This is a genomic window from Neisseria sp. HMSC068C04, from assembly GCF_001810105.1.
Taxonomy (GTDB): Bacteria; Pseudomonadota; Gammaproteobacteria; order Burkholderiales; family Neisseriaceae; genus Neisseria; species Neisseria flavescens_B.
In genome coordinates this window covers 1-17,685 of record NZ_KV799918.1, presented here as the reverse complement: position 1 = coordinate 17,685, position 17,685 = coordinate 1, and the positions used below count along the sequence as shown (strand labels likewise).

Genomic DNA, 17,685 nt, shown 5'->3' with positions numbered 1-17,685 from the left:
ATTTTGGGGAATTTTGCAAAGGTCTCGGCCTTTATTATGTCGTTTAAAGCTGTATTACGGTTTACTTAAACAGCAAAATCAGCAGCAAAACAACCGCAATCACACCCAGCCACAGGCTTTGGCGTTGCTGTACTTTGACCAAGTGTACATAGGCATCGCGCATTTCCTGTTGGCGGTTTTCATCAATCAGCGCGCTGATTTTGCGCGGCAGGGAAGGGATGATTTGCGCCCAGTCGGGGGCTTCGTTTTTGAGGTTGCGCCAAAGGGCTTTGGGGCCGACCTGTTCGTTCATCCAGCGCACCAAAAACGGTTTGGCGGTTTTCCACAAGTCCAAATCGGGATCGAGTTGGCGGCCCAAGCCTTCGATGTTGAGCAGCGTTTTTTGCAGCAATACCAGCTGCGGTTGGATTTCGACATTAAAGCGGCGGCTAACCTCAAACAGGCGCATCAGCACCAAGCCGAAGGAAATCTGCGAAATCGGTTTGTTGAACACAGGCTCGCACACGGCGCGGACCGCGGCTTCCAATTCTTCCGCACGCGTGTCGGCAGGCACCCAGCCCGATTCGATGTGGGCGGTGGCGACGCGGTGGTAATCGCGGTTGAAGAAGGCGAGGAAGTTGATGGCGAGATAGCGCTTGTCGTAATCGGTCAGCGTGCCGACGATGCCGAAATCGAGGGCGATGTAGCGGTTGTCGGCGGCGACCAGAATATTGCCGGGGTGCATATCCGCATGGAAAAAGCCGTCGCGGAAAACTTGCGTGAAGAAGATTTCCACGCCGTAATCGGCAAGTTTGTGCAAATCGATGCCGTCGGCTTTGAGTTTGGCAATATCGGATACCGGCGTGCCGTCCATCCATTCAATGGTCAGTACGTCGCTGGTGCAGTAGTCGTAAAACACCTTTGGCACAATCAGCATATCGCTGTTTTGGAAATTGCGCCCGAGTTGGCTGGCATTGGCGGCTTCGCGCATCAAGTCCAATTCATCGTGCAGGTATTTGTCAAATTCGGCCACCACTTCGCGCGGCTTCAAACGCTTGCCGTCTGAAAACAAACGTTCCACCCAGCCTGCACCAAAGCGCATCAGCGACAAATCCTGTTCAATCACAGGCAGAAGGTTGGGGCGCAAGACTTTCACGGCGACCTGTTCGCCAGAATGCAGGCGGGCTTTGTGTACTTGGGCGATAGACGCACTGGCGACAGGCTCGGTTTCAAATTCCGCGTATAAAGTGTCGATGGATTGGCCCAAAGATTTTTCGATTTGCGAGCGCGAAAGCTGCGCGTCAAACGGCGGCACTTTGTCTTGCAGCCTTGCCAGTTCGACCGCGTAATCGTGCGGAATCAAATCGGGGCGCGTGGACAATACCTGTCCGAATTTGATGAAAATCGGCCCCAGGCTTTCCAACGCCAAACGCAGGCGCACGGCAGGCGTCTCGTGTTTGAACTTGGACGACTGCGGCAGCATATTGAGGAAAGTCCGCGCCCAACCCGGACGGACCAGCGAGGCAATCAGCTCGGCAAGGCGGTAGCGGTAGAGCGTGCAGAGGATGGTTTTAATGCGTTTGAGGCGGTTCATGATGGACGCAGATAAATCGAAAAACAGAATTATATAGGAAAAACGGGTAAGGGCTTCAGACGGCCTGAGACTTTTGCAAAAACATTTGCCGCATAGCTAACAATTTTATAAAGGCTAAGGTTTTACCGCCTCAATAAAAAGACGAATATTCGCATCATAAATATTCGTCGGCTACTTGCCCAAACCGCCGATTCAAGACATAATCGGGAAATGTGCAGGAGAGTGTTACACCCAACTACAATGTAACCACCGAAGGCGCAGACACCCTTAAATCGCTCAGGTATCAGGGACTGCACATTGAAACAAACAATCTGGAGAGCGGCGTTAGAATAACGTCCACCGAAGGGGAGAAGGCCGTCTGAACCACCATTCAGACAACCGCGCAAAGCAGTGAGCAGACTGGTTTGCCATCATGCGGATACGGCCGAAAATCTCAGGTTCAAGGACAGATAGGGTCATCCGCGCATAGGTGCGCGGGCGGCATCTGAACAAAAAATCCGGAGAAACTTGAGAATGACTGCTCTGAAAACCACCCCATTTCATCAAGCCCATCAAGATGCAGGCGCGAAGCTGGTAGATTTTGCCGGCTGGGAGCTGCCCATCCATTATGGTTCACAAATCGCCGAACACGAAGCCGTGCGCACCGACGCCGGTATGTTTGACGTATCCCATATGCTCGTTACCGACGTAGCAGGCGCAAATGCCAAAGCCTTTTTCCGCAAATTGATTGCCAACGATGTCGCCAAACTCGCTTTTGTCGGCAAAGCCCTTTATTCCGCTTTGCTCAACGACAACGGCGGCGTGATTGACGATTTAATCGTTTACCGCACCAATGAAGCCGAAACCCAATACCGCATCGTGTCCAACGGCGCGACCCGTGAAAAAGATACGGCGCAATTCCACAAAGTCGGACAAGAGTTCGGCGTTGCCTTCAATCCGCGCTACGACCTCGGCATGCTCGCCGTACAAGGCCCGAAAGCCATCGAAAAACTCCTGACCGTCAAACCTGAATGGGCGGACGTGATTCACAGCCTCAAACCATTCCAAGGTGCAGACTTGGGCAACGACTGGTTTGTCGCCCGTACCGGCTACACCGGCGAAGACGGCGTCGAAGTCATCCTGCCCGGCACCGAAGCTGTCGCATTCTTCAAAGCCCTGCAAGCAGCAGGCGTACAGCCCTGCGGCCTCGGCGCGCGCGACACCCTGCGCATGGAAGCCGGTATGAACCTTTACGGCAACGACATGGACGACAATACCAGCCCGCTCGAAGCAGGCATGGGTTGGACCGTTGACTTGAAAGACGAAAGCCGCGATTTCGTCGGCAAAGCCGCCTTGCTGGCATTGAAAGAAAAAGGCGTTGCCGTCAAACAGGTTGGCCTGTTGCTCGAAAAAGGCGGCATCCTGCGCGCGCATATGGAAGTGTTGACCGACAAAGGCAAAGGCGAAACAACCAGCGGCGTATTCTCCCCAAGCCTGAAACAATCCATCGCCATCGCCCGCGTGCCGAAAGATTTTGACGGCGATACCGCCAAAGTGCTGATGCGCGGTAAGGAAGTGGACGTGCGCGTACTGAAGCTTCCGTTTGTGCGTAACGGTCAAAAACAGTTTGATTAATATCGGTTCAGACGGCCTTTATTGGTTAAGGGCCGTCTGAAAGCAGGTTTTAATCGTCGTCCGATACGGACGTTTGTAGAAAGCATTGAACAAGGCATCTGTGGATATTGATTCATGCAGATGCCGTCTGAAAATAACCCCTATCAATGGAGTATCAAACCATGAGCAACATCCCAGCAGAACTGAAATACGTTGCCAGCCACGAATGGCTGCGCCTTGAAGAAGACGGTACCATCACTGTCGGTATTACCCATCACGCGCAAGAGCTGTTGGGTGACATCGTATTTGTCGAGCTGCCAGAAGTCGGCGCAAACCTGGCTGCCGAAGAGCAAGCCGGTGTGGTTGAGTCTGTAAAAGCCGCATCTGACGTGTATGCGCCGATTGCAGGCGAAGTCGTTGCCGTCAACGAAGATTTGCCAAGCGCTCCGGAAACTGCCAACAGCGACCCTTACGGCGCAGGCTGGTTCTTCAAAATCAAACCTGCCAACCCTGCCGATTACGACGGTCTGCTGACTGCCGAACAATACGCAGGCGAAGTAGCTTGATTTTTGCAAACATTCAAACAGGTTTTTCATCTGTTTGATATTGCAGGTCTTAGGTCGTCTGAAAAATGCTTTCAGACGGCCTTTGTTTCAATTTTTCCTCAGCAAACATGAATTACTGCGAATTTGTCGCCACGTTTCCTGACGATACGGACAACCCCAACAAACATTATCACGACACGCAATACGGTTTTCCGATTGAGGATGACAATGAATTGTTTGAGCGGCTGGTATTGGAAATCAATCAGGCAGGATTGAGCTGGACGTTGATGCTGAAGAAGCAGCAGGCATTTCAGACGGCATTTAAAGGTTTCGACATTGATACAGTCGCTGCATTTGACGAAGCCGACATCGAACGCCTGCTTGCCGATGCAGGTATCGTCCGCAACCGCCTGAAAATCAACGCAGCCATTTATAACGCGCGACAAATCAAGCAAATACGGCAAGAGTACGGCTCATTCAAAAACTGGCTGGATGCTAATCATCCGCTAGACAAGGCTGAATGGGTGAAGCTGTTTAAAAAACATTTTAAATTTGTCGGCGGCGAAATCGTTGGCGAATTTCTGATGAGTACCGGCTACCTGCCCGGCGCGCATGTGGCAACCTGTCCGGTTTATAGGGAAATATTGGCATGTCGTCCAAAGTGGGCGGAGGCCGTCTGAAACAACATCTGCAAGAAAAAACAGTGTTGATATCGATAACACCGAAGGAGTAGAAATGAAACTATCTGAATTGTTCAACCCGAACGAATTTGCCGCGCGCCATTTGAGCTTTGGCGACGAGGCTGCGCTTTTGGAAGCGCTCGGCGAGAAGAGCATGGATGATTTTGTCGGCAATACCGTGCCGCAAAGCATCCGTATGCCATCCGAACTCGATTTGCCAGAGGCTTTGACCGAGGCGGACGCGTTGGCGAAACTGAAAGGCATTGCGTCGAAAAACGTGATCAACAAGTCCTATATCGGTTTGGGTTATTACCCAACCCGCGTGCCGAACGTGATTTTGCGCAACGTATTGGAAAATCCGGGCTGGTACACTGCCTACACCCCGTATCAGGCAGAAATTGCCCAGGGTCGTTTGGAAGCTTTGTTGAACTTCCAACAAGTGTGTATCGATTTGACCGGTTTCCCTGTGGCAGGCGCGTCTTTGTTGGACGAGGCAACTGCCGCCGCTGAAGCGATGGCGATGGCGCACCGCGTGGGCAAAGTGAAATCCGAGCGTTTCTTTGTGGATGCGCGCGTGTATCCGCAAACTTTGGACGTGATGAAAACCCGCGCCAAATATTTCGGCTTTGAACTGGTGGTCGGCGATTTTGCCCAAGCGGACGAGGGCGAATACTTCGGCGCGCTGTTCCAATACGTCGGCAAAGACGGCGATGTGCAAGACTTGCAGGACGTTATTGGCCGTCTGAAAGCCAAAGGCACGATTGTTGCCGTTGCCGCCGATATCATGAGCTTGGTTTTGCTGAAGTCTCCGGCTGAATTGGGCGCGGATATTGCTTTGGGTAACACCCAACGCTTCGGTGTGCCGATGGGCTTCGGTGGTCCGCACGCTGCTTATTTCGCGTTTAAAGACGAGTTCAAACGTTCCGCTCCGGGCCGCATCATCGGCGTATCCAAAGACGCATCGGGCAAACCTGCCTTGCGCATGGCTTTGTCCACCCGCGAGCAACACATCCGCCGCGAAAAAGCGACATCCAATATTTGTACCGCACAAGCATTGCTGGCGAACTTGGCCGGTATGTACGCCGTTTACCACGGCCCTGAAGGCGTGAAACGCATTGCCAACCGCATTCATGCGCTGGCTTCTGCCTTTGCCGATGCGCTGGTTTCAGACGGCCTGAATGTGGTTCACAAAGTCTTCTTCGATACCGTTACCGTCGATTTCGGCAGCAAAGAGAAAGCAGACCAAGTGTTTGCTGCTGCTTTGGAATCGGGCTATAACCTGCGCCGCGTTAACGATACTCAAGTTGCGGCTGCATTCCATGAAACGTCGGCATACGAAGATTTGGTCGATTTGTACCGCGCGTTTACCGGCAAAGATACGTTCACATTTGCCGATGATGTCAAAGGCCGTCTGAATGCCGAATTGCTGCGTCAGGACGACATTCTGCAACATCCTGTGTTCAACAGTTACCACACCGAACACGAAATGTTGCGCTACCTGAAAAAACTCGAAGATCGCGACTTGGCGATGAACCGCAGCATGATTTCATTGGGCAGCTGCACCATGAAACTCAACGCGACTGCGGAAATGTTGCCGATTACTTGGGCTGAGTTCACCGACATCCATCCTTACGCTCCCGAAGCGCAAACCGCCGGCTACCGCGAATTGCTTGCCGATATGGAAAACAGCCTGAAAGCCATCACTGGCTTTGACGCGATTTCCTTCCAGCCCAACTCTGGTGCGCAGGGCGAATACAGCGGCATGCTCTCCATCCGCCGTTACCAAGAAGCCAACGGCGAGGGACACCGCAACATCTGTCTGATTCCAAAATCAGCCCACGGTACCAACCCTGCGACTGCGGCCATGCTCGGTTTGAAAGTCGTCGTTGTCGACACCGACGAACACGGCAACGTCAACATTGACGATTTGAAAGCCAAAGCCGAGCAACACCGCGACGCCTTGTCCGCCATCATGATTACCTATCCGTCCACCCACGGCGTGTACGAAGAAGGCATCCGCGACATCTGCCGCACTATTCACGAAAACGGCGGACAGGTTTATATGGACGGCGCCAACCTCAACGCCCAAATCGGCATCATGCAGCCTGCCGAAGTCGGTGCGGACGTGTTGCACATGAACCTGCACAAAACCTTCTGTATCCCTCACGGCGGCGGCGGCCCGGGCATAGGTCCGATTGGCTTGAAAGCCCATTTAGCTCCGTTCGCACCAGGCCATGTGGTGACCGATATGCACAATGCCAGTGCCGATCAAACTGCCGTGGCTGCCGCAGCATATGGTTCTGCGTCCATCCTGCCGATTACTTGGATGTACCTGACCATGATGGGCAAACAAGGCATGGAGCAGGCGACACGCTGGGCATTGCTCAACGCCAACTATGTCGCCAAACGTCTGAGCGAAGATTATCCGATCCTGTATACAGGCAAAAACGGCCGCGTCGCGCACGAATGTATCGTCGATTTGCGTCCGCTCAAAGCCGAAAGCGGCATCACTGAAACCGACATTGCCAAACGCCTGATGGACTACGGCTTCCACGCACCAACGGTTTCCTTCCCTGTTGCCGGCACGCTGATGATCGAGCCGACCGAGAGCGAAAGCAAAGCCGAGCTCGACCGCTTCATCGCCGCCTTGAAACAAATCAAACAGGAAGTGCTGAAAGTCGAGCGCGGCGAATGGCCGAAAGAAGACAACCCGCTGGTCAACGCTCCGCATACCGCGTCTGATGTAACCGGCGAATGGGCGCATCCGTACTCCCGCGAAGAAGCCGTCTTCCCATTGCCGTTTGTCCGCGAACACAAATTCTGGCCGAGCGTGAAACGGGTAGATGAAGTGTATGGTGACCGCAATCTGGTTTGCTCCTGCTTGCCGATTGACGCATACGAAGATTAAGCCTGAATAGGTTTAAAATTGAACAGGTCGTCTGAAAATGAAAATAGTTTTCAGACGGCCTTTTGTTTGTTAAGATATTTCGCCCGAGAACATACATTTGTTTTTGGTAAAACAACGGATAAGGCATTCGGAAAGATAGACAGCGGATGCCTTTGCTTACGAATAAAACCAAACGGCTTTCCATAACGATAAGCAAAAGGCCGTCTGAAAAACAGGAGAATACGATGGACGAACTTTTTATTCAAACGCTGACGATTGCCGGCTCCGATTCCGGCGGCGGCGCGGGCATACAGGCGGATTTGAAGACATTTCAGATGCGCGGCGTGTTCGGTACCAGCGTACTGACCGCTGTTACCGCACAAAATACTTTGGGTGTATCGGCAGTGCATCCGATACCGACCGACATGATTGCCGCGCAAATTGCCGCGATTCAGGAGGATTTCCAAATCCGCGCCTATAAAATCGGTATGCTGGGTACGGCGGAAATCATCGAATGCGTGGCAGAACAAACTGCCGAATGCGACTTCGGTAAACGCGTATTGGATCCGGTCATGATTGCCAAAGGCGGCGCGCCGTTGTTGGAAAATTCAGCCGTCGAAGCCATGAAACGCCTGCTGCTGCCGCATACGGACGTATTGACCCCCAATCTGCCCGAAGCGCAGGCTTTGACGGGTATCAATATTGAAAACCGCCAAGATGCGGAACGCGCCGCCAAAATTCTTCAGGATTGGGGCGTGAAAAATGTGGTGATTAAAGGCGGCCATCTTGCCGACAGCCAAAGCGAATATTGCACCGACTGGCTGTTTACGCCATACGAAACCATCGAGCTGAACAGCAAACGTTTCCCAACGCCGCATACGCATGGCACGGGCTGCACGTTTTCTGCCTGCATCACTGCTGAGTTGGCAAAAGGGTTTAGCGTGCCTGAGGCGGTTCAAACGGCAAAAAACTATATTGCCGTCGCCATTTCCCATCCTTTGGGCATCGGGGCAGGGCACGGGCCGGTCAACCACTGGGCGTATCGGGACGAATAATGCGTTTAGTCCGATTGTAATTGATTGTATTTTTCAGACGGCCTGACTAGGTTTATCATTTGAAATTGTTTACAATATCGGATTAATGCTTTTACGGATAAAAAAGACACCATGCAAGTTACTTCAAAATGGATAGACGGAATGTGCTTCGTTGGTACAACGGCAAACGGACACAGCGTTGTGATGGAAGGCGCGGCGGCTGAAGGCGAAGCCAAACGCGGCCCCAGCCCGATGGAAATGCTGTTGTTGGGTGTAGCGGGCTGTTCCAGCATCGATGTCGTGATGATTGCCGAGAAGCAACGCCAAAAAATCACCGACTGCCGTGCCGAAGTGACTGCCGAACGCGCCGACACCGCGCCGCGCGTGTTTACCGAAATCCATATCCATTTCAAAGTGTATGGTCGGGATTTGCAAGAAAGCGCGATTGAACGCGCCGTACAGATGTCTGCCGAAAAATATTGCTCCGCATCGATTATGCTGGGCAAAGCGGCAAAAATGAGCCATAGCTTCGAGATCGTCGAAACAGAATAGGACGGTTCCAGGGTGGGCGTGCCGGAGCGTGAACCGACTACCCACAAAAAAAGCAGATATATTCACGCATTAACATGAATATATCTGCTTGCTTTTTATTCCTTTTTCTTCTCTCTCTATCAGCCTTTATAACTTGGCTTGTTGATCTCATTGTGCAAGTTTCGTTTAACATTGTCAACAATTTTTAATTATATTTTAAACAACCCCGAAAGATGCTGGTTTGTAAACGCTTGCGCCTTGATACGGATACTGGGGAAACATTATGGATTATGAAAATAATACCAACGTTGCGCCTGCAACTTCATCGCTTATTTTGGAAGAGCGTCACGATTCCGAACTCTTCCGCGTGTACGCATTGATTTTGGACGGCATTACCGATCATCTGCTGTTGCCGGGCAAAAAACTGACCGAGTCCGAGCTTTGCCGACAAATGGTTTGCTCCCGCAATACCGTGCGTGGCGCATTGTCGCTTTTGGCGCACGATAAAATCGTCGATTTGCAGCCCAACCGCGGCGCATTTGTCCATGTGCCGGATTTGAAAGAAATGAAAGACGTATTCAACACGCGTATCGAAATGGAAAGCATGATTTTGAGCGTCCTCATCGATATGCCTGATTTGGAAACGCGTCTGCAACCGCTTTACGCCATGATTGAGCAAGAGGGCGCAGCTTCCGAAAGCGGCGACCGCGTGGGTTGGAACCGCCTGTCCAATGCCTTCCATGTCGAATTGGCGCGGCTGCTGGATAATAATGTCTTGTTTGAAATCATGAATACTTTGTGCGCGCGCTCTTCATTGATTGTGGCCGTTTCCGATCCGCTTCGCAAAGAAAAGCGCAACATCGATTCCAATTCGCACCATGAACACCGAGAAATCCTCGATTTGCTGCTGGCAGGCAAGCGCAACCGTGTGACCAAAGTCATGCGCCGCCACTTGGGCGCGTGCATGGAACGCTTGGAACAGAAACTCGAGATGTAATCGGTTTGACAATAACAAGGCCGTCTGAAATATTCAGACGGCCATTGGTTTATCCCTATAAAACGAAACGCCATGAAACCCAAAATCCAAAGACACGAACATATCCTCACCCTCGTCCGCGAACATAACTTTATGACGGTGGAAGAGTTGGCGGCGAATTTGGATGTGACGCCGCAAACCATACGTCGCGATGTGCAGGAGTTAAGCGAGACCGGACAACTCAAACGCTATCACGGCGGCGCATCTTTGGGCGACGTTTCAGTCGTAACGGCAGGGCAGGAGCGGCGCAACCATCAGCAGCAGGAAAAAAACGCCATTGCCCGTTTGATTGCTTCCACCATTCCCGACAATGCCTCGCTGTTTATCAGCATCGGTACCACCATGGAAGCCGTCGCCGCCGAGTTGGTCAGACAGCGTAAAAACCTGCGGATTATCACCAACAACATCTACGCCGCCTCCATCACTGCGGCGCGTACCGATTACACGGTCATCATCGCTTCCGGCGTGGTCCGTCCCTTGGATGGCGGTATTACCGGCGTGGCGACCGTCGATTTTATCAACCAATTCAAAGTCGACTATGCCATCATGAGTACCCACGGCATAGAAAACGACGGCTCGCTTTTGGATGACGATTACAAGGAAGTCAGCGTCATGCAGGCGATGGTGAACAATGCCCGCGTGCGCTATCTTGGCGTTGATCACAGCAAGTTCAACAGCAATGCCTTGGTCAGGCTGGGCGATATCGGTGCATTCGATAAGCTGTTTACCGACCGCACACCATCCGCCGCCATGCAGAAAACCCTAAACGAGCGCGGCGTAGCGTGGCAGGTTGCCGACCCTGTATCAAAGTAGCCAAGTCGGGTACAATTGAGCCATCATTCCATTCCTTTCAGACGGCCTGATTGAATGCTCAGGCCGTCTGAAAACAGAAAATCATTTTCCTATCAAAGAAATATTATGTTGAATAAAGACCAATTCGCGGACAACCATTTTATCCGCACCATCATTGAAGAAGACCTCAAAAGCGGTAAACATACAGCCATCCAAACCCGTTTCCCGCCCGAGCCGAACGGCTATTTGCACATCGGCCACGCCAAATCCATCTGCTTGAACTTCGGTTTGGCGTATATTTACGACGGATTGTGCAACCTGCGTTTCGACGATACCAACCCCGAAAAGGAAAACGACGAATACGTCAACGCCATCAAAGAAGACGTCGAGTGGCTCGGTTTCCATTGGGCGGGCGAGCCGCGTTTCGCTTCCAATTATTTCGACCAGCTTTACGACTACGCCGTCGGTTTAATCAAAGACGGCAAAGCGTATGTCGATGATTTGACACCCGAAGAAATGCGCGAATACCGCGGCACGCTGACTGAAGCGGGCAAGAACAGCCCTTACCGCGACCGCACCGAAGAAGAAAACCTCGACCTGTTCACACGCATGAAAAACGGCGAGTTTCCCGACGGCAGCAAAACCTTGCGTCTGAAAATCGACATGGCATCGGGCAACATCAATATGCGCGACCCCGTCATCTATCGCATCCGCCGCGCCCATCACCACAACACCGGCGACAAATGGTGCATCTACCCGATGTACGACTACACGCATTGCATTTCCGATGCTATCGAAGGCATCACGCATTCCTTGTGTACGCTCGAATTTGAAGCCCACCGCCCGCTTTACGACTGGGTGTTAAATAATATTTCTAAAAATGCAAATCTACTTAATAGGATTGATATAATTATTAACGATTTATATAAAATAAAAAAATTAACGAATCAAGATAACGAAATGTCTTATTCTTATAATGCCCATCCTTTTGTTAAACCGAGTGAACAAGAGTTTGATAAATCTAATAAAAGAGTGGATGAAATATGGAAGTTAGAGGAAGGCGTTATAAAGTCGATTAAGGATCTTAGTCGTGAAAATTTACTTCATTCTTGGAAAGAAGAATTGGAAGCGATTACTGCCCCTTATCAGTTGAGTAGTGTTCCTGTTGTAGATTTTAGTATTCAAATATTAAAGGAGATAGTTGATGTAATTGATCCGCGTCCGCGCCAATACGAGTTTTCCCGTTTGGAGCTTTTGTATTCCATCACGTCCAAACGCAAGCTGAACCAACTGGTTTTAGACGGCCACGTTGCCGGCTGGGACGACCCGCGTATGCCGACCATTTCCGGTATGCGCCGCCGCGGCTACACGCCCGAAGGCCTGCGCCTGTTTGCCAAACGCGCCGGTATTTCCAAATCTGAAAACATCGTCGATATGAGCGTATTGGAAGGTGCGATTCGCGAAGAGCTGGAAAACTCCGCCCCGCGCCTGATGGCGGTCTTGAACCCGCTCAAAGTTACCCTGACCAACTTTGAAGCCGGCAAAACCCAAAGCCGCCGTGCCGCGTTCCATCCGAACCACGAAGAAATGGGCGATCGCGAAGTACCTGTTTCACAAACCATCTATATCGAAGCCGATGACTTTGCAGAAAATCCGCCTAAAGGCTTCAAACGCCTGATTCCCGGCGGCGAAGTGCGCTTGCGCCACGGCTATGTCATCAAGTGCGACGAAGTAGTAAAAGACGAAGCAGGCAATGTGGTTGAACTCAAATGCAGCATCGACCACGATACCTTGGGCAAAAATCCCGAAGGCCGCAAAGTCAAAGGCGTGATTCACTGGGTGTCTGCCGAACACGCAGCCGAAATCAAAGTCCGCCTCTACGACCGCCTCTTTACCGTCGAGCGTCCCGATGCCGTGCGCGGCGAAGACGGCAACTACCTGCCGTTTACCGATTTCCTCAACCCTGAATCCATTAAGGAAATCACTGCCTACGCCGAGCCTGTCGCAAAAGATTTGCCGGTGGAGAGCCGTTGGCAGTTTGAACGCATCGGCTATTTCGTCACCGACCGCAAAGACCACAGCAAAGACACACCGGTGTTTAACCGCACTGTGACACTGAAAGATTCTTGGCAGGCAAAATAATTGGTAAGAAGGCAGTCAGTATGCACTGGCTGCCTTTATTGTGTTTAAATTTTTGATTTTATAATAGGAATTTTATGGAAAACCAAATACCCACTTCACAGGAAGTTCGATATCACGAACCCAAACGCCTTCCTGCTTCTGCAGGCATCAAGTGGATTACCGACGCTTTCGGTATTTTCAAACTTCATTCGTGGAAATGGATAGGCGTATTATTGGCTTATATGATCGTAGGCTTTGTGGTTTCTATTATTGACTTATTAGGAATTAATGCGCTTTCTAGTTTAAAAGGTATTGTATTCAGCTGGGTGGGTTCATGCTTAGTAGGCGGAGCTATGTATGTTGCTAACAATATCAATAATGGAAAAGCATTTGATGTGAAAGATTTTTTTATTGTTTTTTTAGATAAAAAAATGAGTTTTTTCATTTTATTGTTACTTCAGGTGCTGTTCAGTATAGCTGTTAGTTTGCTTATCATTCCGTTATATTTTGCAGGTCATTGGGCAATGATGATAGGTGTTGTATTGATTGTAATTGTCCTTTTGTCTATATTTTTATTAACCCCCGCTTTGATTGTTTTAGATGGTCTGAAGCCATGGGAGGCTATTAAAGCTAATGTTAAAGCGACTATGTGTAATATTCCTGCAATATTAGTTTATGTTGTAGGTGTGGCTCTCTATTCTTTTATGTGGGGCGTATTAGGCAGCATGTTAGGCCAGTGGATTATCATGATCATACTTTTACTATTCCTACCTGTCAGCGCAGTTTTACTGCTGGCTCCTTATATTGCTTACCGCAGTATTTACCCTAATGGTCGTATTGTAAAATCCTAAGTGAATAAAGGCCGTCTGAAACATTTTCAGACGGCCTTTGTCGATAAAAGGGATGAGATGGAACGTTATTCTGTACATTTGAAACTGCTGGGAATGGCGGTGTTGTGGGGTGCGTCCTGGCCGATGGGGCGGATGCTGGGACAGTCGCTGCCGCCGCTGACGGGCGGGGCGGTTCGGTTTGTGCTGGCTTCGGTTTTGTTGTTGGGCTGGTTGTTTGCACGCAGCAGGTTTGCGACTTTGGCGGCTTTGTCGGCGCGGCAATGGCTGGGCTTGACTGCGGCCGCTTCTGTCGGCGTGTGCGGCTATGCGGTGTTTTTTATGCTGGGTTTGCAGACTATGCCGGCAGGCAAGGCGGCGGTGGTCGTGGCAGTGAATCCGGTATTGACGCTGCTGTTGGCGACTTGGTTTTTCGGCGAGCGTTTAAATGCGAAGATTTTGGCAGGTATGCTGCTGGCGGTCGGTGGTGCCATTATGGTGGTAACGCAAGGGCAGCCGTTGACAGTTTTATCGGGCGGTATCAATGCAGGAGAGTGGCTGATTTTTGGTTGCGTGGTTTGTTGGGCGGCTTATACTTTAATCGGGCGCGCGGTTTTGCGCGGGATAGATGCGCTGACGGTAACGACGGCAACTTCGTTCATTGGTGCGTTGATGTTATCGGCGGTGGCGTTGTGGACGGACGGAATGCCGTTTGAGGCGATAGCGGCAATGGATGGGCGAGGCTGGACGGCCTTGGCGTGGCTGGTTATCGGTGCGACGGTATTGGCCTATGCGTGGTATTTCGAAGGCGTGAAGACTTTGGGTGCAGGCAGCGCAGCGGCGTATATTACGCTCGTGCCGATTTTCGGTGTACTGTCTTCGGCGTGGTTTTTGGGCGAACCGCTGCATATTTCGCTGGTTGCAGGTTGTGCGGCCGCGGTCGGCGGCATGACGTTGATGCGGTACGGGCAAAAGGCCGTCTGAAGTTGGGCAAATACTCGGATTTTTGATGATAAGATTGCGGTTGCCACGTTACTTCCAGTCGTAATCTTATTGAAGGCTAAGACCAAGTCACGGCTTTAGTGTTCGATTTAAAAATTTGACACCCTGCCTCCAACTGCCTAAAATTCAACTTTCTCAAAAATCTACCGTATCCTGCGGCACGATTTCATACTTTCAGACGGCCTTTGTGCCATCTCTCTGATACCATTCAAAATATATCAATACTATGCACGTTTCAGAACTCCAAACCCTCCACATTTCCAAACTCTTGGAAATGGCAGAAGAACATGGCATTGAAAACGCCAACCGTTTCCGCAAACAAGACCTCGTTTTTGCCATCGTCCGCCAGATGATGAAGCAGAATGTCAGCTTCACCTGTTCCGGTACGCTCGAAATTCTGCCCGACGGCTTCGGTTTCCTGCGCAGCGCAGATACTTCTTACCTTGCCGGCCCTGACGATATTTATGTTTCGCCCACGCAAATCCGCCGCTTCAATCTGCACACCGGCGACACCATCGAAGGCAGCGTGCGCGTACCTAAAGACAACGAGCGCTATTTCGCGCTTGTCCGCCTCGATACCATCAACGGCGATCAGCCCGAAGTCTGCAAACACAAAATTCTCTTTGAAAACCTCACGCCTTTATTCCCAACCGAACAATTCAAACTCGAGCGCGACATCAAAGCCGAAGAGAATCTGACCGGCCGCGCTATCGACTTGGTTTCCCCAATCGGTAAAGGCCAACGTGCATTGTTGGTTGCGCCGCCTAAAACCGGTAAAACCGTGATGTTGCAAAACATTGCCCACGCCATTACCGCCAATTATCCCGATGTCGAGCTGATTGTCCTGTTGATTGACGAGCGTCCGGAAGAAGTGACCGAAATGAGCCGTTCTGTACGCGGCGAAGTGGTTTCCTCTACGTTTGACGAGCCTGCGCAACGCCATGTACAAGTGGCCGAGATGGTGATTGAAAAAGCCAAACGCATGGTTGAACACAAAAAAGACGTGGTGATTCTGCTGGATTCGATTACCCGTTTGGCGCGTGCTTACAATACCGTCGTGCCGACTTCGGGCAAAATTCTGACCGGTGGTGTCGATGCCAACGCTTTGCACCGTCCGAAACGCTTTTTCGGCGCAGCGCGCAATGTGGAAGAGGGCGGTTCGCTTACCATTATTGCGACGGCACTTGTTGAAACCGGCAGCCGTATGGACGACGTGATTTACGAAGAGTTCAAAGGCACGGGCAATATGGAATTGCACCTTGACCGCCGTATGGCAGAAAAACGCTTGTTCCCCGCCATCAGCATCAACAAATCCGGTACGCGCCGCGAAGAATTGCTGGTGCCGAACGATCAGTTGCAACGTATGTGGCTCTTGCGCAAATTCCTGCATCCTATGGACGAAATCGAAGCGACCGAGTTTTTGGTGGGTAAACTCAAAGACTCTAAAAACAATGACGATTTCTTTGAATTGATGCGCGGTAAATAAGCATAAGGCCGTCTGAATTTGTTTCAGACGGCCTTTACTTTGCTTGAGGAACCTTTATGACCATCCGAATGAATTGGCAAAACTTATTATCCACCCAACGTTTCCGCACTAAAAACGGCGAAATCGTGCCGACCGTTACCCCTTCGACTCAGGAAGGTGCCGATGCCTTGCGTACGGATTTTCACATCGACTACGACCGGGTTGTTTTCTCCGGAGCCTTCCGCCGCCTTGGCCGTAAAACGCAGGTGCATCCGCTGGCGCAACATGACTTGACGCACAACCGCCTGACGCACAGCGTTGAAGTTGCCAGCGTGGGCAGGAGCTTGGGCAACCGCGTGGGTGTGATGTTGCACAACGGCGGTTTTCTGCCGCAGGGCAATACGCCCAGCGATATTGGCGCCGTGGTGCAGGTTGCCTGTTTGGCGCATGATTTGGGCAATCCGCCGTTTGGCCATACCGGCGAGGATGCTTTGCGTGATTGGTTCAGACGGCCTGAACATCAAATTTATCTGAACACATTAAACGAAGCGGAACGCAACGATATTCAAACCTATGAAGGCAATGCGCATAGCCTGCGTATCGTCGCCAGCCTTGAAATGTATCCGGAGGCGGGCGGAATGCGCCTGACTGCGGCAGCCATTGGCGCATTGCTGAAGTATCCGTGGACAACGCAACATCCGAACGGCAGAAAGAAATTCAATATTTATCAAACAGAGTTGCCATTTATCCGTCAAGTTGCCGACGAATTGGGACTGGTTTCCGCAGGAATAGACAGCTGGGCGCGCCATCCTTTGTCTTATTTGATGGAGGCTGCCGACGATATTTGCTATGCCTTGCTGGACTTGGAAGATGCCGTCGAATTGGATTTGCTCACGGATACGGAAGTGGAGAGTATCTTGTCCGAGCTGACCTTTGCTGAAAGCGCATGGCACGCCAGCTCCAGCCGTCAGCGTTGCGCTATGTTGCGCGGCATTGCGATCGGCAAGGCGATTGATGATGTCGCGCAAACCTTTATGCTGCATCAGTCCGATTTACTGGACGGAACATTCAAAGGCAAAGACTTGCTTGCTCTGTGTAGCCCGCAAGTGCAAAATACTTTGGCAAAAGCAAAAGAGTTGGCGCAAACACGGATTTTCCGCCATCATACCAAATTGTTAACCGAGATCGCCACGTTCCCATGTTTAGGATCTATCTTGGATTTACTCGTCCCTGCCGCTTATGCCCTGATTGCTGAAAAACAGTTGGCAACGCGTCAGTCTTTGGCGTTGGAATTATTGAAAAAGCACAATCCGATTCTTCCTGAAGACAGTCTGTATCAGGCTTATATGAAAATTTTGGATTTTGTCGGCGGCATGACCGATAACTCCGCCGCCAAAATGGCGCAGGATTTATCAGGAGTAGGGATTTTACGTTAATTTTATATTTTTTAATTTCAATTAGTTAATTAAAAATATAAAAAATATCTGCGAAAAGAGTAGACAGGTTTCAGCAAAGCCTATATCATTCGGTCTTCTTGATTCACAACGCACTAGCGAAGTGATGAGGATGCACCCGTAGCTCAGTTGGATAGAGTATCTG

At 50.9% G+C, this 17,685-nt stretch carries 14 protein-coding genes and 1 riboswitch; of the genes, 13 read left to right on the top strand and 1 reads right to left on the bottom strand.

Translation table 11 applies throughout. The annotated features are described in order from the left end of the window. Nucleotides 1–61: 61 nt before the first annotated feature. Nucleotides 62–1,573, bottom strand: a complete 1,512-nt coding sequence (ubiB, locus tag HMPREF2700_RS02345) for a ubiquinone biosynthesis regulatory protein kinase UbiB (RefSeq protein ID WP_070589717.1) — start codon at nt 1,571–1,573, stop codon at nt 62–64. A gap of 205 nt (nt 1,574–1,778) precedes the next feature. Further along, nucleotides 1,779–1,876, top strand: a riboswitch (glycine riboswitch). A 210-nt stretch (nt 1,877–2,086) separates the two neighbouring features. Here ubiB and gcvT point away from each other — a divergent pair. From gcvT to HMPREF2700_RS02280, 13 genes are all read left to right on the top strand, one after another. Next, entirely contained in the window at nt 2,087–3,187 is a 1,101-nt protein-coding gene (gene gcvT, locus HMPREF2700_RS02340; protein ID WP_070589715.1) for a glycine cleavage system aminomethyltransferase GcvT, read from the top strand. Between the two features lie 146 nt (nt 3,188–3,333). Further along, nucleotides 3,334–3,732, top strand: a complete 399-nt coding sequence (gene gcvH, locus HMPREF2700_RS02335; RefSeq protein WP_036492952.1) for a glycine cleavage system protein GcvH — start codon at nt 3,334–3,336, stop codon at nt 3,730–3,732. 107 nt (nt 3,733–3,839) lie between these two features. Continuing rightward, entirely contained in the window at nt 3,840–4,391 is a 552-nt protein-coding gene (locus HMPREF2700_RS02330; protein WP_070589713.1) for a DNA-3-methyladenine glycosylase I, read from the top strand. A gap of 55 nt (nt 4,392–4,446) precedes the next feature. Beyond that, the gene (gene gcvP / locus HMPREF2700_RS02325; protein ID WP_070589711.1) at nt 4,447–7,299 is read left to right on the top strand and encodes an aminomethyl-transferring glycine dehydrogenase; all 2,853 of its coding nucleotides are present in this window, start codon (nt 4,447–4,449) and stop codon (nt 7,297–7,299) included. Nucleotides 7,300–7,523: 224 nt separating this feature from the next. Further along, the gene (gene thiD / locus HMPREF2700_RS02320; RefSeq protein ID WP_070589708.1) at nt 7,524–8,333 is read left to right on the top strand and encodes a bifunctional hydroxymethylpyrimidine kinase/phosphomethylpyrimidine kinase; all 810 of its coding nucleotides are present in this window, start codon (nt 7,524–7,526) and stop codon (nt 8,331–8,333) included. A gap of 111 nt (nt 8,334–8,444) precedes the next feature. Further along, nucleotides 8,445–8,864: an OsmC family protein gene (locus HMPREF2700_RS02315; protein ID WP_070589705.1), complete on the top strand. Its 420-nt coding sequence runs from the start codon at nt 8,445–8,447 to the stop codon at nt 8,862–8,864. Nucleotides 8,865–9,126: 262 nt separating this feature from the next. Continuing rightward, nucleotides 9,127–9,840: a GntR family transcriptional regulator gene (locus HMPREF2700_RS02310; RefSeq protein WP_070589703.1), complete on the top strand. Its 714-nt coding sequence runs from the start codon at nt 9,127–9,129 to the stop codon at nt 9,838–9,840. 72 nt (nt 9,841–9,912) lie between these two features. Next, nucleotides 9,913–10,692 (top strand): DeoR/GlpR family DNA-binding transcription regulator, encoded by a 780-nt coding sequence (locus HMPREF2700_RS02305; RefSeq protein ID WP_004519551.1) that lies wholly within the window; start codon nt 9,913–9,915, stop codon nt 10,690–10,692. A 105-nt stretch (nt 10,693–10,797) separates the two neighbouring features. After that, nucleotides 10,798–12,813, top strand: a complete 2,016-nt coding sequence (locus tag HMPREF2700_RS02300) for a glutamine--tRNA ligase (protein WP_070589701.1) — start codon at nt 10,798–10,800, stop codon at nt 12,811–12,813. A 74-nt stretch (nt 12,814–12,887) separates the two neighbouring features. Further along, nucleotides 12,888–13,643: a BPSS1780 family membrane protein gene (locus HMPREF2700_RS02295; RefSeq protein ID WP_070589699.1), complete on the top strand. Its 756-nt coding sequence runs from the start codon at nt 12,888–12,890 to the stop codon at nt 13,641–13,643. A 57-nt stretch (nt 13,644–13,700) separates the two neighbouring features. Further along, nucleotides 13,701–14,603 (top strand): DMT family transporter, encoded by a 903-nt coding sequence (locus tag HMPREF2700_RS02290; protein ID WP_070589697.1) that lies wholly within the window; start codon nt 13,701–13,703, stop codon nt 14,601–14,603. Between the two features lie 244 nt (nt 14,604–14,847). Further along, complete coding sequence (gene rho, locus HMPREF2700_RS02285; protein ID WP_003680905.1) at nt 14,848–16,107, top strand: transcription termination factor Rho; 1,260 nt, start codon at nt 14,848–14,850, stop codon at nt 16,105–16,107. A 56-nt stretch (nt 16,108–16,163) separates the two neighbouring features. Further along, on the top strand, nt 16,164–17,522 hold the full coding sequence (locus HMPREF2700_RS02280; protein WP_004519554.1) for a deoxyguanosinetriphosphate triphosphohydrolase: 1,359 nt from the start codon (nt 16,164–16,166) through the stop codon (nt 17,520–17,522). Nucleotides 17,523–17,685 lie beyond the last annotated feature (163 nt).